General features: G+C 51.9%; 18 protein-coding genes. 16 read left to right on the top strand and 2 right to left on the bottom strand.

Annotation, left to right across the window (positions count from 1 at the left end):
• The 9 genes from HY774_04695 to HY774_04655 all read left to right on the top strand — a co-directional run.
• Window positions 1-2032 (top strand): hypothetical protein (locus HY774_04695; GenBank protein MBI4747760.1); only part of this gene is annotated, 2032 nt, incomplete at its 5' end.
• A 533-nt stretch (window positions 2033-2565) separates the two neighbouring features.
• Window positions 2566-3123, top strand: coding sequence for a bifunctional pyr operon transcriptional regulator/uracil phosphoribosyltransferase PyrR (pyrR, locus tag HY774_04690; GenBank protein ID MBI4747759.1), 558 nt, complete (start codon window positions 2566-2568; stop codon window positions 3121-3123).
• A gap of 179 nt (window positions 3124-3302) precedes the next feature.
• Window positions 3303-4232 carry an aspartate carbamoyltransferase catalytic subunit gene (locus HY774_04685; protein MBI4747758.1) on the top strand — a complete coding sequence of 310 codons (930 nt, stop codon included), beginning with the start codon at window positions 3303-3305 and terminating at the stop codon, window positions 4230-4232.
• A gap of 228 nt (window positions 4233-4460) precedes the next feature.
• Window positions 4461-6389 carry a S9 family peptidase gene (locus HY774_04680; GenBank protein MBI4747757.1) on the top strand — a complete coding sequence of 643 codons (1929 nt, stop codon included), beginning with the start codon at window positions 4461-4463 and terminating at the stop codon, window positions 6387-6389.
• A 190-nt stretch (window positions 6390-6579) separates the two neighbouring features.
• Window positions 6580-7383, top strand: coding sequence for a Uma2 family endonuclease (locus HY774_04675; GenBank protein ID MBI4747756.1), 804 nt, complete (start codon window positions 6580-6582; stop codon window positions 7381-7383).
• Window positions 7384-7402: 19 nt separating this feature from the next.
• Window positions 7403-7723, top strand: a complete 321-nt coding sequence (locus HY774_04670; protein ID MBI4747755.1) for a hypothetical protein — start codon at window positions 7403-7405, stop codon at window positions 7721-7723.
• 75 nt (window positions 7724-7798) lie between these two features.
• Window positions 7799-8341, top strand: coding sequence for a NifU family protein (locus HY774_04665; protein ID MBI4747754.1), 543 nt, complete (start codon window positions 7799-7801; stop codon window positions 8339-8341).
• A 366-nt stretch (window positions 8342-8707) separates the two neighbouring features.
• Window positions 8708-11857, top strand: a complete 3150-nt coding sequence (locus HY774_04660) for a CHAT domain-containing protein (GenBank protein MBI4747753.1) — start codon at window positions 8708-8710, stop codon at window positions 11855-11857.
• A gap of 155 nt (window positions 11858-12012) precedes the next feature.
• Window positions 12013-12492: a zinc ribbon domain-containing protein gene (locus HY774_04655; GenBank protein ID MBI4747752.1), complete on the top strand. Its 480-nt coding sequence runs from the start codon at window positions 12013-12015 to the stop codon at window positions 12490-12492.
• A 20-nt stretch (window positions 12493-12512) separates the two neighbouring features.
• Here HY774_04655 and HY774_04650 read toward each other — a convergent pair whose 3' ends face one another.
• Window positions 12513-12818 (bottom strand): hypothetical protein, encoded by a 306-nt coding sequence (locus HY774_04650; protein ID MBI4747751.1) that lies wholly within the window; start codon window positions 12816-12818, stop codon window positions 12513-12515.
• A 149-nt stretch (window positions 12819-12967) separates the two neighbouring features.
• Window positions 12968-13339, bottom strand: a complete 372-nt coding sequence (locus HY774_04645) for a hypothetical protein (GenBank protein ID MBI4747750.1) — start codon at window positions 13337-13339, stop codon at window positions 12968-12970.
• A 297-nt stretch (window positions 13340-13636) separates the two neighbouring features.
• Between HY774_04645 and HY774_04640 the strand changes: the two genes are divergently transcribed.
• The 7 genes from HY774_04640 (at window position 13637) to HY774_04610 (ending at window position 25558) form a co-directional block, all read left to right on the top strand.
• Window positions 13637-16159, top strand: a complete 2523-nt coding sequence (locus HY774_04640; GenBank protein MBI4747749.1) for a metallophosphoesterase — start codon at window positions 13637-13639, stop codon at window positions 16157-16159.
• 3 nt (window positions 16160-16162) lie between these two features.
• Window positions 16163-16522 (top strand): hypothetical protein, encoded by a 360-nt coding sequence (locus HY774_04635; protein ID MBI4747748.1) that lies wholly within the window; start codon window positions 16163-16165, stop codon window positions 16520-16522.
• 343 nt (window positions 16523-16865) lie between these two features.
• The gene (locus HY774_04630) at window positions 16866-17591 is read left to right on the top strand and encodes a hypothetical protein (protein ID MBI4747747.1); all 726 of its coding nucleotides are present in this window, start codon (window positions 16866-16868) and stop codon (window positions 17589-17591) included.
• A 272-nt stretch (window positions 17592-17863) separates the two neighbouring features.
• Window positions 17864-18415: a hypothetical protein gene (locus tag HY774_04625; GenBank protein ID MBI4747746.1), complete on the top strand. Its 552-nt coding sequence runs from the start codon at window positions 17864-17866 to the stop codon at window positions 18413-18415.
• A 643-nt stretch (window positions 18416-19058) separates the two neighbouring features.
• Complete coding sequence (gene nifJ / locus HY774_04620; GenBank protein ID MBI4747745.1) at window positions 19059-22643, top strand: pyruvate:ferredoxin (flavodoxin) oxidoreductase; 3585 nt, start codon at window positions 19059-19061, stop codon at window positions 22641-22643.
• Window positions 22644-22657: 14 nt separating this feature from the next.
• Window positions 22658-23671: a dihydroorotate dehydrogenase-like protein gene (locus tag HY774_04615; GenBank protein ID MBI4747744.1), complete on the top strand. Its 1014-nt coding sequence runs from the start codon at window positions 22658-22660 to the stop codon at window positions 23669-23671.
• Window positions 23672-23890: 219 nt separating this feature from the next.
• Entirely contained in the window at window positions 23891-25558 is a 1668-nt protein-coding gene (locus HY774_04610; protein MBI4747743.1) for an acyl-CoA dehydrogenase family protein, read from the top strand.
• Window positions 25559-25721: the final 163 nt, after the last annotated feature.

Genomic DNA, 25721 nt, shown 5'->3' with positions numbered 1-25721 from the left:
GCTGATTGCTGGACGGTCGTCGGAAACATTTGAGAATGGCCTGCTTTCAGTCAATGTCCAGGACCCTGAGTCTCCGCAAATCGCTGGGGTGACACCACTTGAACTCACGATTCTTTCCGATCTGGAAGTCCACGGAAACCTGATCTTTAGTGCGATTGGTCGAGGGCTTTCAGTTGGGTTTATTCCAGTGTATGTCATACCTGAAAACCAGTCGCGTGCGGTCCTGGCTGGAGTGGTTCCAGCGTCACGCCTGGATGTACCCGGCGGTATCAACCGCTACCGGTTTGCAACTGGAATTGCCGTGGATGAATCGTTTACCTACCTGACAGCATCTGCGATCAACGGCAATCAAAACCAGCGCACAGGAGATTCGCGACTCATCATCAGCCAGTACAACCAGACGGATCGCAATGACGTTGCACCACAGGCTGAAATTACATCGCCAACGGCTGATCTGACGGTTGTGGGAGGCGAAACGTTCCCGATTGCGGTTTCCGCCACCGATGACAGTGCCGTGGTCGGGGTCGAAATCAAAATCAACGGCCAGGTTGCCGCCAATTTGACCGAAGCGCCGTTCCAACTGTCCTACACGGTTCCGAATGCCGCGCCGGGAACGCAACTCACGTTCGAAGCCCGCGCGATTGACTCTGCCGGGAATGTCGGGGAAGCCGCACCGGTGACGATTCAAATCGCTCCAGATCCATTGACGACTGTGACCGGAAGGGTGGTGACTCCAATCGGAACTGGTGTTGCCAATGCCCAGGTGACGCTCCAAAGCGACAACCAGACCACGGTTACTGACGCGGGGGGCTTTTTTGAGTTTGTAGGTGTGCCCACGCTACCGTTTGGAAAAGCAGTTTCGGTCAGCGTCGAAGAGCCAATTGAGGGCTACCAGGGACGTTCTGCCTGGGTGTCGGTGGTTCGTGGAGGAACAACTGGCCTTGGTCTCATCACAGTTTCCCAAACCAAAGTCACTTTGCTTCACTCCGATGTGACGTCGGTGGTCACCTGGAATTTTGGTGGAGACGGGCCAGATGACCTGTTCATCGGATTTCCCGACCAGGCCAGTCAAATCTATTTCAGTTCCGGAACTGGCTCATTCAGTTTTGATTCCCGGTTCAACCTGCCGTTTGGTGCGACACTCAGTGCCGAATCTGGACAGTTCAATACTTCCCGAGATTTTGAACTCGATATTTTGGCTCAACCAGTTGGCCAACCTCAACCAGCAACTACCCTTTATCTGGACCGCAACCTTGGCGTTGTAGGAAGTGACCCGTTTGAAACCGGCCTGAGCCAGGAATGTGAGGCCATGGCGCGTGGAATTGATTTTGTCCGGATTGGTGGCGTTCAGCAAGTGTATGCCTTCCTGAAGGTCACTGGCGGAACGGAATTGACCGTTCGAGCTGAAAGGCCAGACCGAACCTTTGGCCCGCCGATTGTGATTCCAACTTCAGGTTCGACTCCGCTCCGAGGGTTGAAAGTGCTTGATGTGAATCAGGATGACCTGGTTGATGTGCTGGCAATTGCTGAAGATGGGGACAACCAGCGCCGACTTCTGGTGTTCCCCCGGACTTCGGCCACGACGTTTGGGACTCCGATTGAATCGGAAATTGTCACTCGGGATGTGATCCCTTCGGTTGGAACGGTGGATTTTGTGTACAGCGGAACGGACCTGCTGGTATTGGGAGACGACCGGGTACGGGTGTATTCCACCGATGGAAGCGGAAACTACCTGGCGTCAACTGAATTTTCACTTCCGGAAAACTTCAAGCTGCTGGGAATGGCCCAGGCGCCACAGGCTGGAAACGGGTCGGTACTGGGTTTAGCCCAGGACGAAGCAAACCCAACCAATCGGATTCTTTTGGCCAATGGGGTGCCGGTCATTCGGTATGAAGGCGCCTCAACTAGCCTCGATACCCGAATCGTAGTTGGGAATTTCGGAGGTGATCGCAACTATGATGTGGCGCTCATCGAAGGCAAAACGATTCGGGTCTTTCTGGATATTTTGGAGAACAACTCACCAGAACAATAATACCAGTTCGTTGTCAGTCGTTCGATAAGTTTATTTGATCGAATCGCTTGATGGCAGCAATGCTTCGTTCCTTCTTGTGTTTCCACCAATCACAATCGGTACTTAGTGAGTACCACCCGTGTGAGCGGGTGGGTTTGGAAGCAACCAGGCCCACTGACGCGGGTGGTACTGACAGGCCCTTTCTTTCCAAGGTGAGCCTGGCATACCACAAAATCCGGTAGAAGCAGAAACGACACGCCTGAGCAGTAGGACCACCCAGGTTTGGATTCAGACTTGATGATTTGATTTTTGGCTGGAGAAAGCAGGCTCACGCACTGCCTTTTCTTCAGCCAAATTTTTTTAAGTGAATTGAAAGTTTTTCTCGTGCTTGAGACACGGCTGTTTCCTGTGTTACAAGCTACGACCGTCCTTTTCACAACTCATTTTTCATCACCAATCTGCCGTTGTAGCCAGTTAAATCACTCAATCTCCTCAAGTTGATGAACGACTGACGACCGACTACCGGCGACTGACTAAAAAACCGAGACATTTTTATGGAATTCATTGAAAAAGTCCGTCTGATGGACGCGCCTCAAATGAACCGGGTTCTGGCCCGCATGGCGTCTGAAATCGTGGAACGCAACCACGGCAGCCAGGATTTGCTGTTAACCGGAATCCGACGACGTGGCGTTCCGCTGGCTGAACGCATGGCCGACCGGATTGCCGAACTCGAAGGGAGCCGCCCTCCGGTTGGAATCCTGGATATCACACTCTATCGCGATGACCTGACCCTGGTCGCCAGTGCTCCGGTTGTCAACCAAACCGAAATGCCGGAAGACATCACTTCCTACACCATCGTGCTGGTGGACGACGTGCTCTATACCGGACGCACCATCCGGGCGGCGCTGGATGCACTCTTTCATATCGGTCGCCCGAAATGCGTTCAACTCGCCGTCATGGTTGACCGGGGCTTTCGCGAACTCCCGATCCAGGCCGATTACATTGGCGAAAAAGTGGCCACCAAAGCCAGCGAAATCGTCAAAGTCATGATTGATAGCATTGACGACATCAATCAGGTGCTCATTGTTGAAGCGAAGAGCAAGAGCGAGTAGCGAGGTAGCGAGTAGCGAGTAGTCAATCCATCACAGTTTGAATTGGATCCTTGACCTTTAAGTTCTGGAGGCTGTCAATAATTTTTGAACACTTCAAATTTGGGAGTATTTGTTCTGACTACTCGCTACCTCGCTACCTCGCTACCTCGCTACTTCGCTACCTCGCTACCTCGCTCATTATGAAAGACTTACTTGGCATTCGCCCGCTCAACATTCAGATGATTCTTGATGTGCTGGATCGAGCTGATGGCTTTCTTCCACTCGAAACTCCTGATCAAGCAACGCTCTCCCGATGTGCCGGGCGGACGCTGGTGAATTTGTTTTTTGAAGCCTCGACCCGCACCCGCACGTCATTTGAAATCGCGGCCAAGCGTCTTGGAATGGAAGTGGTCAATCTGGTCGTTGGCGCCTCAAGTGTGACGAAAGGCGAGACGCTTCGCGATACCATTTTGACCCTGGATGCCATGCGACCCGATGCGGTGGTGGTTCGGCACTCGACTTCGGGAGTGCCGGCCCATCTGGCGAATTTTTCACAGGCGCATTTCATCAATGCCGGAGACGGTGCGCATGAACATCCCACCCAGGCGCTGCTTGATGCGCTCACGATTCGGCGACATTTCGGGAAAATCGCCGGGTTGACGGTGGCAATTCTGGGCGATGTGCTTCACAGTCGGGTGGCCCGCTCAAATGTTCATTTGCTGACCAAACTCGGCGCCCAGGTTCGAATTGGCGGTCCCAGAACGTTACTGGCGGATGGAATAGAACATCTGGCGGATGGAAATCCTGGAACAGCAACGGTTTATAATTCCATTCAAGATGCCGTAACTGATGCCGATGCCATTATGATGTTGCGAATCCAGCGCGAACGCCAAAACAGTGCCTTCCTGCCAACCCTGGGCGAGTACTTCAAGTTCTATGGCCTGAATCAATCCCGACTTGATCTGGCTCGCCCGAATGCGATTGTGTTGCACCCTGGTCCAATCAACCGAAACGTGGAAATTGCTTCTGAAATTGCTGATTCAGTCCAATCCAAAATCCTGGAACAGGTCCAAAACGGCGTGGCCGTACGAATGGCGGTGCTGGAAAAACTCCTTTTGGCCAACTCATAGACTGGTGAGGTTCACACACCCCTGAACCCTGAACCCCATAAGCGCCAGGATAAGGAAACCTGAGCTCCTTCCGTAGACACCAAACGACACCATTGCCTGGCCTGGGTCTGGTTCTGGCCGAGAAACCGTGGGCTTCGCACCACGGCTATTGCACGACGACCCTGCGGGCCTGAAATCCTTATCCTGGCGCTTATGCCCCTGAACCCTGAACCCTGAACCCTGACTCCTATGACATCACTCCACAGTGCTCCGTTTGGTTCGTGGAAATCCCCAATTTCCTCTGATTTGATTGTCGCCAAAACCGTCAACCTGCTCGAAATCCACGTGTCAGGCCACGACATGTACTGGATTGAAGGTCGCCCGCTTGAGGCTGGACGGAGCGTCCTGGTCAAATGGAATGGCGATGGGACAACGACTGATTTGATTCCCGAAGGCTTTAACGCGCGAACCAGAGTTCACGAATACGGCGGCGCTCCGGTGCTCATTGACACACAGACGGTGTACTTTTCAAACTACCGGGATCAACGGCTGTACCGCACAAGTTCAGGGTCCGCACCTGAAGCGATCACGCCGGAAACCCAAATGCGATATGCGGATGCAGCCATTGATCGAGCCCATCAGCGGCTGATTTGTGTGTGCGAAGATCACTCACCGGAAGATCACGAAGCCCGGAACTTTCTGGGTGCGGTCACACTCGATGGATCTGGAACCATTTCGGTGCTGGTGGAAGGCAATGATTTTTACTCCACGCCGAGACTGAGTCCCGACGGAAAGTTTTTGACCTGGATTGAATGGTCACACCCCAACCTTCCCTGGGATGGCACTGAGCTATGGATGGCCGAAGTTGCTGAATCCAGTGAACTCATCAACCGCTCTCTGATGGCTGGTGGCCGGACGGAATCAATTGTCCAGCCAACCTGGTCACCTTCCGGCGAATTGTATTTTGTGTCAGACCAAACCGGCTGGTGGAATCTCTATCGGTGGAAGTCAGGTGATATTCAGCCGGTGTGCCCAATGAACGCCGAATTTGCCGAACCCCACTGGGTATTTGGCATGACCCTGTTTGCGATTGAGTCGGCTGAACGGATGGTGTGCAGCTACATTGAGCACGGCCAATCGCGTCTGGCCACAATCAATCTGCAGACTGGCGACTTTCGCAAAATTGATCTTCCCTACACCAAAATTTGGAATGTGAGTACGGTTCCGGGTGCGGCGGTTTTTTGTGCTGCGTCTCCAACTGAATCGAGTCAGGTGGTTCGGCTTGACCTGGAGACGCTTCAGGTCGAAGTGTTGCGCACATCCAGCACCCTGGCGGTTGACGAACGGTTTTTGTCGGTTCCCCAGGCAATTGAATTTCCAACCGAGCAGGGGTTGACGGCCCATGCTTTTTATTATCCGCCGACCAATCCTGATTTCGAGGCACCTGAAGGTGAAAAACCTCCGCTGCTGGTCAAATGTCATGGCGGTCCGACCGGACAGACCTATCCGATTTTGACCTGGGGGTATCAATACTGGACCAGTCGTGGTTTTGCCGTACTGGATGTCAATTATGGCGGCAGTACTGGATATGGACGCGAGTACCGCGAGCGGCTTCGTGCTGAGTGGGGTGTGGTTGATGTCCAGGATTGCATCAACGCGGCCCGGTATGTGGTGGGTCAAGGGCTGGTAGATGCCAACCGGCTGGCGATTGATGGCGGCAGTGCCGGAGGCTACACCGTGCTCTGTGCATTGACCTTTCACAATGTATTTCACGCCGGGGCCAGTTTTTATGGCGTAAGCGATGCCCTGGCACTGGTGCGTGACACCCACAAGTTCGAATCCCGATACCAGGATTTTCTGTTCGGGCCTGACTGGGAACGGGTGTGCGTCGAACGGTCGCCGATTCACTTTGTTGACCAGCTTTCGTGTCCAGTGATTTTCTTTCAAGGGTTGGAAGACAAAGTCGTTCCTCCCAATCAGGCGGAAATGATGGTGGCGGCACTGGAACGAAAAGGGCTTCCGGTGGCCTATGTGGCTTATGAAGGCGAACAACACGGCTTCCGCAAAGCTGAAAACATCAAGCGCACGCTCGACGGCGAGTTTTATTTCTATTCGCGAATTTTTGGGTTTACTCCGGCTGACCTGATTGAACCGGTTCAAATGAGGAATATAAAATGAAGAACCTTTTAACCTGTAGGGCACAAACAATTTGAGCCTGTTTCTTAACGACATTTCATTTTGTTGCGGAAACAATGAAATTGGGGCTACGATATATTTGATTTGGTGAAAACCAAGACCACCCTTCCCTGGAAACTTTGTTCAAGCGGCAGATAACTTATTTATTCTACATTCTTTTAGGAGGCCAGAAATGTCCACCAAATATCAAACATTGGACCACCCGTTGCCACCAAAAGAAACACTTCCAACCATGGAAGATCTACCATCCGAACAGATAGGAGACCCAGGTGTGCCAGACTTTTTTCATCTTTGGCAGCCCCGTCTACTCGAAGACACATTTCAGTCACCGGTTTATGCGCCCGAAGAAATCTGTATCGCCGCAGATGTGAATTTGTATTTCAACGTGCATAACACCGGCCAGTGCAAGCGGCCAGATTGGTTTGTTGCGGTTGGCGTGAAAAACGGACGGAAATTGCGTGACAGCTATGTGATTTGGCAGGAAGGAACGGCGCCCATGATCATTGTTGAATTCCTGTCGGAAAGTACCAAAGATGAAGACCTTGGCAAATCTCGACCTCGAAAACTAGGCGAATCCCCTTCCAAATGGGAGGTTTACGAGCAAATTTTGCGGGTTCCCTATTATGTGCTCTTCAGCCGACATACGGACGAGTTAAAAATCCTGAAATTGTCGGGGACACGGTATGAGGAAGTGCTCAATCATCAAGGGCGATTTTGGTTTGAAGAAATCGAATTAGGACTTGGGCTATGGGAAGGCAGCTACCACGACAATCATCGGCTTTGGCTCCGGTGGTATGACAAGTCTGGCCACTGGATTCCACACCTCGACGAACGCCTGGAACAGGAACGAAGAGAAAAAGAATCCGCATTGCGTCGAGCTGAACAAGCCGAGCAAAAAGCCATCGAAGCTGAGCAAAAAGCCGCACGCCTTGCTGAATTGCTCCGTCAGCTTGGACAAGACCCAGATCAAATTTAAGGTATTTGGAATCAAGGATATGGCTTTCAAAGTAGTTAAAAAATCCACTGGCGAGATTGGCTATGGTGATTTATACCCAAGCCCGGTTGAGACAGATCCATTTAAAATGTTGATCAAGTTCCCAACGAACCAAAAAGACATTGTGATTCTGTCTGATGATCCGGAATACAAATGGACCTATCTGGATGAATGTGACATGGGGTATGAACTGGTAGCACTCAATGACCGGCTTGCGTTGCTGGAAATCCAGCTTGCGGCACTCGCTGCTCCAGATGGGACTGACGAACCACCCGCCAACACAGGTGAGCCGGACACTCCTCTGGACTGGAAAGTCGGATAGACCGGGCGCCCCCACCTCCTGTAGGCTTCCCTTTTCACTCATCATCTGCAATTTTTCAACGAGGAGTATGGGGGTATGCCTAAGATTGAGGATATCGAATACACGCCAAATCCAAATGCTCGCAAGATCATTTTGAAAGAACCATTGACCGCGCCAGGTGTCTCACACAGTTTCGCCACCCCGGCGGAGGCAGCTTCAGACCCGCTGGCCGAATCGCTGTTTACGATTCCACACGTCAAGAGCGTCTTTATCATGGACCGCTTTGTGACCATTACCAAAGACAATGAAATTGGTTGGGATGAATTGCTGCGTCAGGTGGCAATCCCAATTCGAGCAGCGGCTTCGATTGCCGCCCAGGTGCCAGCGGAGGCGGCCTTTTTGCCCGGATTGAACCCCAAGCTGGATCAAATCAATGAAATTTTGGACCTTCGGATCCGACCTGGGCTGGCTGGGGATGGTGGTGGCCTGCAAATTATGGGACTTGAAGGAAAAACCTTATCGGTCCGGTATCAAGGCGCCTGTGGAAGCTGCCCAAGCTCCATTTCCGGAACGCTGTACGCCATCCAGCATATCCTGCGGAGCGAAGTTGACCCGGAACTCGAAGTCGTTGCCGTGTAGCAAGCCTCCACATTCATCAGTTGTTTCCCCAAAGACGAACCATGGCCAATGTGGCCACGGTTCGTCTTTTTTTGTCCAAAAATTAGTCCTTGATATACTATGGTATGAACGGTGACAGCTAACTCACGGGAATTTCCCATCAGCTATCCTCTGAAAACAACAGGGTACTCAGTTATGCACGCGATAAATCGATGCCTAAAGCGTCTTGTATGGGATTCAAGAATATTCATTTGGCTTATCATTGGATTCACAACCAGTTATGGCCAGCAGTCACCGTCAACAACCAATGTTCCCAACCCACCACCTGTCACTCAATCCCCTCAATCAGCGCCATTCTCTTTTGGAACGACACTTCGAAAAACAGTCGTGACAGGCGAGAAATATGTCTACTCACTCTCACTCCCTGAAAATTCGGTCCTTGAAGGAAAAGTTGTCCAGCATGGGGTTACCACAACGATTCGACTCAGAAGTGCTGACCAAAACCTGCGACTTGAACGGTCATTTCCGTTGGGCACCTATGGCTCCCAGATGATCTTTTTTGTTTCAGGATCGGGTGGCCGGTATGAGCTTGAAATTAAACCAAAAGATCCAACATCCACTTCCAGCTTTTTTGAACTTACGGTCAGTGAGCGACATCCAGCCACGCCAGATGATTTTTGCCAATTTGCAGATTATGTGAACCTGCCGCAATTTTTTGATGAGGTTCAAAAATTCTCTCAAACCGATGACCCAGAACAATTGCACCGGGCCCTCACCAAACTTGGAGCGGGAACTCAATTGAGCCAACGCCTTGGTGATAAGCGCGCTGAGGCATTGTTTGTACAGGAATCAGGACAGGTGTATGAGCGTTTGAACAACTTTGAGAAAGCCCTGGAAAAATACCAGCAGGCAGCCCAGATCTTTCATGATGCAGGAGATAAAGACACTGAATGTGTTGCACTTTCCGCGGTGGGAGGGATCTATCAATATTCAGGACGACTTCCGGAAGCCCTGAAAACCTATCACCAGATGTTGGAACTCAGTCGTAAAATAGGCATCCGATTTCATGAAGCAACGTGTTTGGGCAATATTGGTGCCGTTCACAAACTGGCGGGTGAGCAACAAACAGCGATTGAATATTTTGAGAAAGCGCTGGTCATCCAGCGCGAAGTCAAAGACCAGGCGAGTGAGCTATTGATCCTGAGTGACCTGGGCCATACCTACTTCCAGATGGGAAACCCTCAAAAGGCAATTGAAATCCTGACCCAGGCACACGATCTGGCTCAGTCCCGTCAGGTGGATAGGGAAATAGTAAGAGCGTTCAATGATTTAGCTGCCACCTATGATGCGTTAGGCGAATATGAAACGGCGATTGGCTATTATTCCAAAGCTCTGGAAATGGCTCACAAAAATAAATTTATCCACAGCGAAGCCAATCTCGCCAACAATCTTGGGTATGTCTACCTGATGATCAGGGACTATGCCAAAGGCTCAGAAATCCTCAAGCAGGCAATTCAACTCAGTCACGAATATGGATATCAGTACATCGAAGCCTCATCGTTGACGACGCTCGGTGTCATCTACCGCCGAATGGGTGATTTGCCCCAGGCGTTGAGCCATTATCTTCAGGCGCTCGAATTGCACAAAAAAATCAGCAATCCCATCATTCAAGCTTCGACGCTGAACAATATTGGGCGGCTTTATCACCTGACGAAGGAATTTTCCAAGGCAGAGGAAGCTCACCAATCGGCACTTCGGCTGGGTCAGCAAACTGGCGATACTGAAACTCAAATCAGATCACTTGGAAGTCTGGGGTCATTACAAAAAGACTTGCGTCAACTTTTAGCAGCCAAAACCACCTTTGAGGAAGGCATCAGACTGGTTGAACTCTTGCGTCAAAATACAGCCAGTCCTCAAACTCGGGCGGCCTACTTTGCAACGGTTCAGGCACTGTACGGCAGCTATATTGAAGTCCTGGTGCAGCTCGATCAGGAACATCCCCAGGCAGACTATGCCAGGCTGGCCTTTCAAATGGCCGAAGGGAGCCGGGCGCGAAGCTTTGTGGAACTGTTGCGGGAAAATCAACTGGGTCTGCGTCAGGGGGTCAGACCGGAACTCCTGACTGAGGAACAGAAGCTTCAGCGGCAGTTGAGCGAAAAGTTCATTACTCTCCGAAAATTGACCAGCACCAATCAGCCCGCCGACAAAATCAGCGCGGGTGAAAAAGAAGTCCAGGACTGTCTGAATCAACTTGATCAGGTACAAACCAAAATCCGAACTGAGAACCCAAAATATTCATCGGTGTTTCAATCCAAACCGCTCTCGGTTGAGGAAATACAACAGCAGATACTTGATCCCGACACCGTGCTGCTTGAATATCTACTCGGTGAAAAACAAAGCTATTTGTGGGTTGTTTCCCAAACAACCATAAAAACGTACCAACTCCCTGGTCGCACTACCATCGAACCCGTTGCCCGCCGGGTGTATGACGCACTCAGTGCCAATCCAGCGGCAGAAACTTCCAGTTCGCCATCGGCTCAATCAGCCATCGGTGAGGCCGCCCAGGCGTTAAGTCAGATGATCCTGGCGCCAGCCGCAGCCGAGTTAGAAGGAAAACGACTCATCGTTGTCAGTGATGGAATTTTGCAATATATCCCGCTGGGTGTGTTGCCAATTGCACCTGCGGCGGGTGAATCACAAACTGTGCCAGCCTCCCTGGTGACAACCAACGAGATTTTATACCTCCCGTCAATTTCAGCCGTACCGGTTTTAAGAAAAGAAGGTGACCATCGCAAGCTGGCGTCAAAAAAACTGGCGGTTTTTGCCGATCCAGTATTTACCTCAACCGATAGCCGACTCAAAAAAGAACTGGCCCAGACCAAAAAGAACCCGCCCGAACAGGTAGTCGCCAGTGCCTCAAAGCATCAGGTATTGCGTGATTTTCCAGGGGATACCTCCTTAGGGCGACTTCCCTTTTCCCGCCGGGAAGCAATTGACATTACCACTGGTCTTTCACCAAAGGACTTTAAACTCGCCCTGGATTTTGAAACCAGCCGCGATACAGCCCTTCATCTTCCGTTTGATCAGTATCAGGTGATTCATTTTGCCACCCACGGGCTCCTCAACAGTCAGAATCCGGAGCTTTCAGGCATTGTCCTGTCGCTGGTCAATGAGAAAGGCACGGACGTAGATGGGTTTTTGCGGGTTTCGGATCTGGTGAATCTGAAAATCCCGGTGGAACTGGTGGTCCTGAGTGCCTGCCGCACCGGTCTCGGAAAAGAAGTCCGTGGCGAAGGGCTGGTTGGGCTGACGCGTGCCTTTATGTATGCCGGCGCCAGCCGGGTGGTCGCCAGCCTGTGGAAAGTTGACGATAAAGCCACGGCAGTCTTTATGAAGGAATTTTATCGAGCCATGTTTCAGAATCATCAACGTCCAGTCGCGGCCCTACGAACAGCACAACTGACACTGATGAAAAACCCCCGGTTTCGCTCTCCATTTTATTGGGCGGCGTTTACGCTCCAGGGTGAATGGCGATGACAGAGGGCACCTGGACTGACTGAAGCCGGATCAAAAGCCAGTATCCCTCACTCGAATTCGACTTGACTTTTCCGGTAACATCTCACAAAGAAAACACTTCCCAGCAAACAAGCGGGTAAGGTATGGTTTGTTTTTTTGAAGGAGAACTTTGATTTATGTACTGCCCAGCCTGTGGAACCGATTTGCCATCCCAACTGAAATTCTGCAACCGGTGTGGAACGCAATTGTCACTCCAGGGAAGACCCGCCGAAATGGTGGTGCCATCGCATCAACTGACAGAGATGGTGAAATATGTGTCAACCACGGTTGGTGTGATCGGAGGTGGAGCACTGATCCTGTTGTTTTTCTTTGCCATCAAGTTACTGGAGCGAGGACAGGTCGGCGAAGCCGTGCCGTTATTTCTCATTGGATTGTTGATGATTATGGGTCTTGCCAGCGTGTTTCTCTTTCAGTGGTCTCGACTGTTGAAACTCTATCTGCACATGGCACCTCCGGTACAATCGAATTCCCTCCCCTTGCCAGAGCGACCCCTGGCTCAACCGAACCTGCTTCCAGAGCCTCCACTCAGCGTCACCGAACACACCACCAAGACGCTGCAACCGCAGTCGCAGTATCGGGAACGAACCACAAAATAATAAGAGTCAGTAGTCAGTCGTCAGTCGTTCGCTAAGTACAAGTCCCCATAAAAGGGGGATGAAATTCGACTACTCGCCAGGAGAAAATTGGTTTTCGCCCGGATGGGCGCCGGACAATAGCCGGTGACAAGTGTCGCTTTGGACAGGCGGCCACCGGAAAGAGTCGCCATCACGGGTTCGCGCCCGGATGGGCGCTGGAACAGGAGTCGTGAGCCAGCAGCCGAAACTTCCACGAAAACCGGGACCCGAACCAGCTTCCAGCGCCCATCCGGGCGCGAACCACTGCGGACCAAAGATCCGGTGGTGTGCCCAAAGCGGCAAACCACCGGCTATTGTCCGGCGCCCATCCGGGCGAAAGCCAATTCGGAATCACCGAAATTCCATCCCCCATTTATGGGGACTTGTACTAAGTTTATTTGATTGAACTATTTGACTATTTTATGATACGAGCGCTTTATTGCAAATTGGTCTTAGGCTACTCCGAGCCCGATGACGGAGAATCGCTCCTCCGGGCAAGTCTCAAGGCATCGTCGGCCTTCGATTCAACCCGATAAACCATTTCCTTTAAATCTTGAACCATCTCACGAACCAGCCGCCGGTCGGCATCCGCCGTTTCCATTGATCTCCGCGAGAGTTCGATCAAACTGGCAATGTCGGCAGACATGCTCGCCTGATTTGCAGCCATACTGGCCTGATTTTCGGTTAACCTTCCGATGTCGGCAGACATTCTGGCCTGATTTTCAGTCAGTCGTTCCTGAGACTCTTTCAACAAATCAATATCCACGCTGAATTTGGCTTGCTGAGTCAGAATAAACCCCATCGTGCGTTCCATTTCTTCGTGAGTCATTTCGGCTTCTCCACAAATACAGGTTCTCGATATGAGCCAGGAGTTCTCTTCGTGAACGATACCCATTGCCTGGTTTCACGGCAACCAGTTTGCCAATGGCGAGAGCACAACAACTTCAGCAAAGCTGAGCATCGGTCACCTTTCCGTTTTCTGAAAGAGTTTTGTTGCAGATTGCTCCTTAATGATTGAGAATGTCCTTTGATCATTCTCTTCCAACCAGCGCGGATCATTCTTCTTTGATTTCACGCTTTCGAGCTTTCTCCAACAACTGTTTTGATTTCACGGATTTCCAGGTTTATGACCGAATACACCATCCGCATTTTTCATATTTCGGACTTCCACCAGAAACCATCTGATGATTGGCGCCGACGTCGAGTGCTTGGCAAAGAGTGGGAAGACAACCTCTCCAAAATTGTCGCAGATGGAAAACCAGTTGATCTGGTGTGCTTTACCGGAGACCTGGCGTTTTCAGGACAGCCTGCGGAATATGAAAAAGCTTCGGAGTTTCTTGACCTGACGCTCACCCGGCTCAAGGTGCCTCCCGAACGATTTTTTGTCGTGCCTGGGAATCACGATGTTGACCGAACTGTTCAAAAACCAGTCTGGGAAAAACTCCGCAGCGATTTTTTTCAAGCTTCAGCCGTCAATCTTTCCAACTGGGTGGCCGGCGGAAAACCACCATTTGGATTTGAAGCTGCACAACTTGCCGCCATTTTGGAACGGCAACAAGCCTACCGTGAGTGGCTCCGAGCTTTTGGACGGACTGCGTTGCTTCCAGATGCTCAATTGCACTCCAACCTTGGCTACCGGCAAACGCTACGATTAAATGGGTTTCCATTTGACCTGCACATCATTGGCCTCGACTCCGCATGGCTCGCCGGAGATAACAACGACAGCGGAAAACTCCGGTTGACTGAAGATCAGGTGATGCGCCTTGCGACGGAAAAAGGTGCTTCCCTTCCCGGGTTTCGGATTGGATTGATCCACCATCCGCTGGAAGATTTAGCCGATGGAAATGACTGTCGCCGCTTTGTTTCCGAGAACCTGGATTTGCTCCTTCGCGGACACCTCCACGAGACCGAAGTCTCAGAATGGGCAGACCCGCAACGCTCGCTCCGGCACCTGGCTGCCGGGTGTCTCTATGAACACGATAAATATCCGAATTGCTGTCAGGTGATTGACATTACCTTTGACCAGACTGGACGCCCGCTCAAATTTGATCTGTGGTTTCGAGGCTGGGCAAAAGGTGGCTTCTGGAGTGACACCAATGAAATATACAAAAACACCAACAATGGCCGGCTTCGCTGGTGGGTTGTTCCACCACCTCCCGAACCAGATATTGAACTCCGCGAACGTGTTTTCATCGGTCGGATTACCGAACTCGAAACCCTCGAAAAGGCATTACTTCCCGCCACTGGCAATCCTCAACCCGTGGCGATTTGCGCGGTTCACGGCATGCCCGGCGTCGGTAAATCCTATCTGGCGGATGAATTTGCCCAACGACATCACGACCGATTTCCAGGCGGGTACAAACGGCTGGTGCTCCAATCAGATGATGTCAGGACAGCAGAGCAATTGCGCGACACGTTGCTTGACCAACTCCAGGTGAGTTATGGCGGAGCTGATCCTTGGAAGCTTCTGCGTGAACGTTTGTTCAACTTCCTGACTTTGCTCCATATCGAAAATGTGGACTCCAGTGCCATCGCGTCGGTGGTCGGACAACTGGTCAGTCAATTGTCTTCCGTTCCAATCATCATCACCGGACGGCTTCAAGGATTAGGACGACAAAATTCAAAGTGGGAACAGGTTTCCATCCAGCCCTTCACTGAAGAAGATGCACTCAAACAACTCCTGGCTGAATTTGGGAAATATCCATTGCCTCCGCTGGTGGACCAAAAACGACTGGTCAAAGAGCTGGGCTTCCTTCCGCTGGCGATCCACCTCGCAGTTGGGTATTTGCTTGACGGGTATTCGGTCAAATGGTTTTTAGATGAACTCCACCGGAAACAACTCGATCTTGGCCCGGCTGACCCAACTGATCCGGCAGACAGAGCCCGCACCATTTTGCGAAGCACCTTTGAACTTTCGTTGGAATTGCTTCGCCGTCATTTTGATCATGACGGTGACCGAATGTGCTCCGCCCTTGCCTTGTTGGGGTACTTGCCGGTTGCCGGTTTTGGGCCTGGGATTGGCGCTGCCGTTGCCGGTTTGGAGGAACACGATTTTGAAACGCTGATCGTCACGGCACAAAAGTTTTCGCTGGTTGAAACTGTTCCCAAAACAGTGCGCCCTGACCCGGCGTGGAATATTCACCCGCTTCTGGCGGAATACTTCCGTTCGCTGGCGGATGCCAAAACAGCCCTTGATCGCATGACCGACTGGTTTACGGTTCGTTTTCCGAAAGCGGCTGAAAACACTGATGAAGCCCACCAACAGCAAGGTGATTGCTGGCGGGCGATTCATATTGAACAGGCAGCACTGGTCAACTGGCTGGAAATAGTCCAAACCGCCAATCTTTCAGAACCAGAGCTGAACCACATCGAACAAGCCGCCAGTTGGTTTGCTTCCATCGTGGGCCCATTCCACGCCTGGATTCAATTTTGCCGGGCTGGACTTTCTGTCTGCCAGGATGATCTTTCAAAATCAAATTTCTATTGGACGCTGTGCCTGGTTGCCCTCAAAGCTGGTGAACCAAAAACCGCCTGGGATGCGGCTGAAGCCAAACATACGCTTGACCAAAAACGAGGAGCGGACCGTGAGGTAGCCCTGGCAGCCGGGGTCAAAGCCGACATTCTGGCGGCGCGTGGGGAGTTGGACTAAGCGTTGCGGATTCGGCAGGAGGAACAGTTGCCGGTCTATAGCCGGTTGGGCGATGTGCGGGAGCGGGCGGTGACGCTGGGGCAGATCGCCGACATTCTGGCGGCGCGTGGGGAGTTGGACGAAGCGTTGCGGATTCGGCAGGAGGAAGAGTTGCCGGTTTATGAAAAGCTCAATGCCAAACGTGACCTTTTGGTTGGGCGAGCAAAATTCAGTCTGCTTTTGATGCAACGAAATCAACCTGATGACCGTGCCGAAGCCCGGCGATTATTGACACTGGCACTCCAGGCGGCTGAGGAGATGCAGATACCCGAAGCTGGAATCATCAGAAGCTGGTTGGCGGGGCTTGATGTTGATGGAGAATGAGACCGATGAGGGTTCAGGGTTTTGTGAAAAGGCAGTTCTTTCAATCATTGAATCGTACCGAACACATTGTGCAGCGCCCATCCGGGCGCGAACGCTTCGCGGCCTGGATTCCGGTGGGTGCGCCTCAAAGCAGGCTTCCACACCGGCTACTTTCCGGCGCCCATCCGGGCGAAAACCAATTCTTCAACACCGGAGAAACGACTGAACCTCTCCCCTCAAATGACACCTCCATCATAAAAAATATTACCTTTTTGGAATCATATTCCCGATTATCAAAAGACTAAACCATTGAAATAATTGTATTTCTCCGAACCCTGAACCCTAAATACCATAAGGACCACCTATGTTTCGTTTGACTCTGCTTGTACTTCTCTCTGGCTGGCTGGTGCTGTCAGCCGCACTTCCAACTCTGGCAATCGTGCCGCAAAGACCCACGGCATCGGCACCGACCACCTATCAAACTTTTCAAAATGCAACCGAAGACCACCCGGTTTTTCTGAAGTATGTCACCATTGAAACATCCGAAGCGCGCTACGAAATTGACGTTTCCGGCCAGGGAATCAAAATCCCCGTCCGAGGCGATTCCGCGCTCAAATTTTCCTGCCCCGGTTTTGAAAAAAGCACGTTGCGCCAACTGCAATTCATCGCTCATCAAAATGAACTCCTGACGGTCGCGCTACTGCAACCAGAAGAACCAGGTAAAGACTACAGCTATGAAATGACCTTGTGGGACACAACCACCATGAAGCCCAAATGGTCGCATCCGGTGAGCAATCCGGATGGGAATGACGTCATGGGCGCCAGTTTTAAGGATGCTATCTTTTTCGCTTCAGGCGACACGGTGACCAGGTACGAATGGGCAACTGGTAAACAAGTCTGGACGATTGAATTGCGCAAGCCGGATAAAATCATTACTTCTTCAACCAGCCTTGGGTTCTCAATTGATCTGACCCAGAAGATCGTCTTTCAGTGGTCCATCAATGACATCGGGCATCCGCTTTATGTCTGCACGATTGACGGCGTGACCGGCAAAGTGCTGAACGTGAAAAAACAAAAGCGGAAGTGGTAGCTGTTCAGAAAAAGAATATGGAGTGCTGTGACTTGTCACAGCTTTGATTTCCGTTGATGTGTATGCCTTGTCCCCGTGTCTCCTCATCTCGCTGTCTCAAAGACGCTAAAATTTCCTTATCCTGGCGTTTATGGGGTTGATTGACCTGGGTTTGTTCTTTATGATCGGCTCAGCTTTAAAAAGTTGAACAAATGTCAGGTTCGAGGGTTTCCCCCTCTGGTTCGCATACATCCCAATATCACATTTTTTGGAATCTAAACTTGAGAAGAATTATGAAATACTCTTCCCTCTTTCTGTTTGCTGTTCTCTGCTTTGTATTCACGAACCCGTTCCTGGGTTCAACCGCAGCTCAAGAATATGCTTACAGTTCAAAACAAATCGCAGTCAACCAGATGATTTCACCTGCCTGGCCAATCAAAGTGGAAACGGCTGTGATCATGGACATGGATCAAAAACAAGTGTTGACCGGCACCGTGAGGAACCAGGGTCAAACGACAATCCACAATATTGAATTTCTCATCACGGGATTTTTGCCAGATGGCTCTCATAATTGTGTTGCGCTCTGGCAGCAGCCAGTCAGCATTGCCCCTGGGCAATCAGTTGATTTCACCTATCAACTTGGTTTGAAAGTCAAACCTGGCACTTCAACCAAACTTGATAAGCAAGGAATTACCATGGAGTCAGCGAGCCAGGTGGCCCTGTCCATCACCAATGTAAAAACTGACTCAGGGGGCTGGAAAACTGACCAACTCCAATCGCTCCGATCATTAAATCGCTTTGCGCTGGGCAAGTTTATTCAACCTATCGAACCCGAAAAATATTAAAACTCGCTTCTCACAACGAAAGAATCGAATTTTTCCCATCCACCGCCGTGCTGCCCTGTTCAATTGAGTTCAGGTTGGCACGGCGTTTTTGTGTTTCTGGCTCTCACCTCATTTTTGGTCTCAGTGATGGTTGGTTGAGTCCAAACCAAAGGACATAAAGGACATAAAGGACATAAAGGACATAAAGGACACCCTTGAAGTCAGTTTGATGGGAGTGACAAAGAGAGTTTCGTGAAATCCAATTCCACTCGATGCCATCTTGGGCAAAAGTGAGGTCATTCGCATCACCAGCCACTCACCACTTTTTTCATTCTTCATGCTGCCTTTGCGGAAAATCCCCCTTTTCAATCAAGGCACGGGATTTGCTCCTCTTCTAAATCAAGTGAGGTACAACCCCAAATCGGTCTCCAGCACAGCAACGACCCAATCTCGGTGAAAAGTTTTTGATGGTTGCTCACGGTTCCTGTTTGTCGAACTGGTCAGATGAGTTGCGTCTCCTCGAATCAGAATGACAACCAGTTGAAAATACAGCACTTACTTAATAATTCAATGCTATTGAATTTCATCAGGACGTGATCGGGCACCAGGTTTTCGGCCAGCCACAACTGAGGAAAACAACAGCCAGCGAAAGGTAGGACGAGCAATGAATCGCGAAAAAGTTACCCTGGAAGGAAATGAAGCCGCCGCTTATATCGCGCACAAAACCAATGAAGTGATTGCCATTTATCCGATTACCCCGTCTTCGGCGATGGGGGAATTGTCTGATGCCTGGTCGGTTGCCGGCCAGACCAATATTTTCGGCAGCATTCCACTCGTGCAGGAAATGCAATCTGAAGGCGGCGCGGCAGGTGCCGTCCACGGTGCGCTCCAAACCGGTGCCCTGACCACGACCTTCACTTCAAGCCAGGGACTGCTGTTGATGATTCCCAACATGTTTAAGATTGCGGGCGAATTAACCAGCACCGTGTTTCATATCGCCGCCCGCTCAATCGCCACCCACGCACTTTCAATTTTTGGCGACCACAGCGATGTGATGTCGGTCCGGTCAACCGGCTGGGCGCAGTTGTTTGCCTGTTCGCCGCAGGAAGTGATGGATTTTGCGCTGATTGCGCAAAGTTCCACACTCAAAGCCCGTGTTCCCTTCCTTCATGTATTTGACGGTTTTCGAACGTCACACGAAGTGATGAAAATCGAGCGCATTCCGGAAGAAGATATCTCCGCAATGATTGACCGTGAAAGCGTTTATGCCCACCGCATGCGTGCGATGTCACCTGACCGTCCGGTCATTCGAGGCACGGCCCAAAACCCGGACGTCTTTTTCCAGGCCCGCGAAACGATCAATCCTTTTTATACCGAGACACCCGGAATCGTTCAGGACACGATGGACAAGTTTGCCCGGTTGATCGGGCGGCAGTATCACCTGTTTGATTATGTCGGTGACCCGGAAGCCGAACGCGTCATTGTGATGATGGGTTCAGGCTGTGAAACCGCCGAAGAAACCGTCAATTACCTGCTGGCACAAGGCGAGAAAGTCGGCCTCTTGAAAGTCAGGCTCTATCGGCCATTTTCAGTTGAACATTTCCTGAAAGGGCTGCCGGCCACCGTCAAATCCATCGCGGTACTGGATCGCACCAAAGAACCTGGCGCCTCGGGCGAACCGCTCTATCAGGATATCCTCACCGCCATCAGCGAAGATTACATCAACGGTCAGGTCCTGTCGCCGTTTACCAAATTCCCGAAAGTCATCGGCGGTCGCTATGGCCTGTCATCCAAAGAATTCACCCCGGCCATGGTCAAGGCCGTGTTTGACGAACTTGCCAAAGACAAGCCGAAAAACCACTTCACCATCGGTATCAATGATGACGTGACGCACACGAGCCTCGATTTTGATCCGAACTTTGATATCGAAGCCGATGATGTCGTCCGGGCACTCTTCTGGGGACTCGGAGCTGACGGCACGGTTGGCGCCAACAAAAACTCAATCAAGATTATTGGCGAAGAGACTCCGTTTTACGCTCAAGGGTATTTCGTCTATGACTCGAAGAAATCCGGCGCGCGAACCGTTTCGCACCTCCGCTTTGGCCCCCGCCCGATCAACAGCACGTACCTGATCCGACGTGCCAATTTTATCGCCGTCCATCAGTTTGGCTTTGTCGAACAATTTGACGTGCTCGAAAATGCCAGTGAAGGCGCGACCTTCCTGCTCAACAGTCCATATGGACCCGATGAAGTCTGGGACAAGCTGCCGCGCTCGCTCCAGGAACAAATCATTCGCCTCAAGCTCAAGTTCTATGTGGTTGACGGCTATTCGGTGGCCAAACAGGCGGGCATGGGCAACCGCATCAACACCGTGATGCAGACCTGCTTCTTTGCCATCAGCGGTGTGCTGCCCCGTGAAGAAGCAATTGAAAAAATCAAAGGCACGATCCGCAAAACCTACGGCAAACGCGGTGAAGCCGTGGTGATCAAAAATTTCGCCGCCGTTGACCAGACACTTGAAAATCTGCACCAGGTGGCAGTCCCCGAACAACTGACCAGTACCTTTGAACGACCACCGGTCGTGCCCGCCAACGCCCCGGATTTTGTGCGCAACGTCGAAGCCGAAATCATTGCTGGTCGCGGCGACCTGTTGCCAGTGAGCGCCTTCCCAATTGACGGCACATTCCCTGTCGGCACCACCCAATGGGAAAAACGGTGCATTGCCCAGGACGTCCCAGTCTGGGAAACCGATCTCTGTATTCAATGCGGCAAGTGCGTGATGGTGTGCCCACACGCGGTGATTCGCGCCAAAGTGTATGACCCGGCGGAACTTGAAACGGCGCCGGCGGCCTTTAAATACACCGATGCCCGGTTTAAAGAACTGCCTGGAAAAAAATATTCGCTTCAGGTTTCAGCCGATGACTGCACAGGCTGCCGGCTGTGCGTCGAGGTCTGCCCGGTCAAGGACAAGACCCAAACCGGACGCCGCGCCATCAATATGGCACCGTATTTGCCACTCAGAGAAGTCGAACGGGACAACTGGGAATTTTTCCTCAAGTTACCTGACATTCCAGTCCACGAGTCACTCAAGGTTGATTCCGTGAAAAACGTCCAACTCATCCAACCCCTCTTTGAATTTTCTGGTGCCTGCGCCGGCTGTGGCGAAACACCGTATTTGAAACTCCTGTCGCAGCTCTTTGGCGACCGGGCGTTGATTGCCAACGCCACGGGGTGTTCGAGTATTTATGGCGGGAACCTGCCAACGACCCCCTGGGCGACCAACAAAGATGGACGTGGACCAAGCTGGAGCAATTCCTTGTTTGAAGACAACGCGGAATTTGGACTCGGCATGCGGCTCACCATTGATAAACAAACCGAATATGCCCGCGAACTGGTCACCCGATTGCGCACGGTCATCGGCGACAACCTGGCCGATGGTCTGCTCAATAGCACCCAGGACACCGAAGGTGAAATCGGCGCCCAACGCGAACGAGTCGCCATCTTGAAACAAAAGCTGCAAACCAGCGATGGCGAATTTCCTGAGTACCACCTTCAAATTCGCGATTTGGTCTGTGTGTCGGAAATGCTGGTCAAAAAGAGCGTCTGGATTGTCGGCGGTGACGGCTGGGCCTATGACATCGGCTATGGCGGACTTGACCACGTGCTGGCTGGTGGTCGAAATATCAACCTGCTGGTCCTTGATACCGAAGTCTATTCCAACACCGGCGGTCAGGCATCGAAAGCCACGCCGATGGGTGCGGTTGCCAAATTTGCCGCTGGTGGAAAACCGACTGGCAAAAAAGACCTGGGCTTGATGGCGATCAGTTACGGCAATGTGTATGTGGCCCAGATTGCGATGGGCGCCAGCGACATCCACACCCTGAAAGCCTTCCAGGAAGCTGAAAGTTATGACGGGCCGTCGCTCATCATTGCCTATAGCCACTGCATTGCGCACGGGATTGATATTGCCAAGGGAATGCACCAGCAAAAACTGGCTGCCGAAACCGGGTACTGGCCGCTGTTCCGCTATAACCCGCGACTGAAAGCCGAAAACAAGAATCCGTTCCTGCTCGATTCACGAACGCCGAAACTGCCGCTCAAGGACTATGCCTATAACGAGACCCGCTACAGCATGCTCGTTCAGAGCGATCCGACGACGGCGGCCCACCTGATGGAAGTCGCCCAACGTGAAATTATGGAACGCTGGAAAAAGTACGAAAAAATGGCCAAAACCGAACAACCGAGCTGAGGAGGACGCGTTATATGGATCTGTCAACGACCTATCTGGGACTCAAATTAAAACATCCGGTGGTGCCATCGGCATCACCCCTGTCCAGAACGCTGGATACTATTCGCCGAATGGAAGACGCCGGCGCCTCAGCCATTGTCATGTATTCTTTGTTTGAGGAACAAATTACCCACGAAAGCCATCGTCTGGATCATTACTTAGCCTATGGTTCAGAAAGTTATGCCGAAGCCATGAGTTATTTTCCAGAACCGTCGGCGTACAATCTCGGTCCAGATGAATATGTCAATCTGATTGCCCGGGCCCGCGAGGCAACCGACATTCCAATCATCGGCAGTTTGAATGGGATTTCGACGGGTGGCTGGGTTGATTACGCCAAAAAGATTGAACAGGCCGGCGCGCAAGGGTTGGAACTCAATATATATTACATTCCAACCGACCCGCACATTACCGGCACGGTGGTCGAACAAATGTATCTGGACATTGTCTGCGAGGTCAAACAAAGCATTTCGCTGCCGCTCGCGGTCAAACTCAACCCATACTTTAGCGCCACGGCCAATATGGCCCACCGACTGGCCACCCAGGGCGCCGATGCACTGGTCCTCTTCAACCGGTTTTACCAGCCGGACTTTGATCTGGAAAACCTGGAAGTGGTCCCGCACCTGGTCCTCAGCAATTCCAACGAACTCCGTCTGCCTCTGCGCTGGGTGGCAATTCTTTATGGTCGCGTGCCGGTTGATCTGGCGATTACCAGCGGCGTCCACACCCATGAAGATGTGCTCAAGGGCATGATGGCCGGGGCCAAGGTCACCATGATTACCTCTGAACTGCTCCAGCACGGGTTTAAACGGATCAATGAAATTGTGACCGATCTCACGCGCTGGATGGAAGAACGCGAATATGAATCCATTGTCCAGATGCAGGGCAGCATGAGCCAGAAAAACGTGGCGGAACCGACTGCATTTGAACGCGCCAACTATATGAAAGCGCTGCAATCCTGGCGCTCTGATCCAACCGGGGTGCTTATTTGAGGGATCGGGGGTCAGGGTTTGAAAACCAGGGTTCAGGGTTCAGGGTTCAGGGTTCAGGGAAAAGACAAAAAAGATCAAAAGGACATAAAGGACATAAAGGACGAAAAGGACATAAATTTCGAAAACCCTGAACCCCGCAACCCTGAACCCCGCAACCCTGAACCCTGAACCCTCATTGGTATTACCGAAGATGAAGTGCTTTTTCCGAAAGGTGAAACTATGCAAATCGCAACCACAGGACTTGACCAGGAAACCCTTGAGATGACGCTCAAGGCATTTAAAGACTACATTGCAGCTCAGGTTTCAGACCATGATCTGATCGGGTTTGACGAACGCGATGAATTCCCGACCGACGTGGTTCGGGGCATCGGTTCCGACCTTGGCATTCAACTGGTATTTGTCCCCGAAGCCTATGGTGGAATGGGCGGCGATGCCATTGATATTTATCGAATTTGTGAAGCCATGGCCCGGTTTGACCTGGGAATTGCCACCGGTGTGCTGGCGACGTTTTTGGGAAGCGACCCAATTCTGGCCGGAGGCACCGAAGACCAAAAAATGACCTGGCTTTCAAAAATTGCCGAAGACGGTGTGCTCTATGCCTATGGCGCCACCGAACCCGAAGCCGGAAGCGACCTTGGGTCACTGCGCACCACCGCCCGACCGGTCGAAGAAGATGGCAAAGTCATCGGCTATCGGCTCAACGGCAATAAACAATGGATCAGCAACGGCGGCGTGGCCGATGTCTACACCATTTTGGCCAATGCTCCGGGCGGCCCAACGTGGTTTGTCCTTCCCAAAGATCAGGAAGGGTTTAGCCACGGCAAACCGGAAGACAAACACGGGATCCGGGCCAGCAACACGGCGGCACTCGCACTCGACGAAGTCTTTGTTCCATTTGAAAATATGGTTGGCGGCGTGGAAGGCCAGGGCTTGTTGCAGGCTCAGGACGTGTTTGGCTACACACGCCTAATGGTGGCTGCGTTTGGACTTGGCGGCGGCTGGGCAGCAATGGATCGCGCGATTCCCTACTCCACGACGCGAATTCAAGCCGGTGCGCCACTCTCTGAAAAACAGGGCTATACCCACAAACTGATTGTTCCACACGTCGTCCGACTCGAAGCCGGACGCGCCTATATCGAAGCCACCGCCGAACGGCTGGCCAGCGGTGAAGCCAACCTCAACACCGAGGGTGCCATTGCCAAATATCTGGCGACCGAAGCCGGGAACGCCGCCGCGGATGCCGCCATCCAGGCCCTGGGCGGCTATGGCTATACCAAAGAATACATGGTCGAAAAATATAAACGGGACGTGCGCATTACAACCATTTATGAAGGCACTTCCGAAATCATGGAAATGACCATCAGCCGTGACCGGTGGCAGGCTCACTTAAAAACCCGTGGCCAGCATTATCACGACAAAGCCAAGGCGATGGAGGCCCTCCATCAAACCAATCCGCAGGTCGGGGCCAATGTCGTCGCCCTGGCGCTGCACGCGCTGGCTGAAATCCTGGAACGCGCCCGCACGGCTCGACTCACCCGGTATCAACACATTTTGTTCCGCCTGGGTGAGCTGATTGCACTGGCTGAAGGCGCCGAAGCCCTGGCCAGACGCGCCGTGGCCACCGCCAATAAACTGCTCAACCCGAAAGCCGAACATCGCTTTCACGCTGCGGCCCAGGCGGCCATGAGCCGGGTGAATGCCCGCGAAGTCGCACTCAAACTGGCTCAAGATGGCATGCGCTGGATTGCCGGCGCCGGCGGCGTCAGTGATGCCGAAATGCCGGCCTTTGAAGCCAGCCTGCGATGCGCCGCCATTTACCGCGCTCAGGCTGGAATGGTTGCCGATATGGACCTGGTCGCCGATGCGATCTATGACCGGAAACAGTGAACAGCAGGGTTCGGGGTTTAGGGTTCGGGGTTCAGGGTTCAGGGTTTGGTCTTCCTGAACTCAATAAAAGGGACAAAAAAGACGAAAAGGACAAAAAGCAATCATTTCGGAGCAGCATAAACCCTGAACCCTGAACCCTAAACCCCGAACCCCAAACCCTGAA

It is taken from the genome of Acidobacteriota bacterium, assembly GCA_016208495.1.
Lineage (GTDB): Bacteria > Acidobacteriota > Blastocatellia > Chloracidobacteriales > Chloracidobacteriaceae > JACQXX01.
The sequence above is the reverse complement of the archived record's forward strand: the minus strand, read 5'-3'. Positions and strand labels throughout refer to the sequence as shown.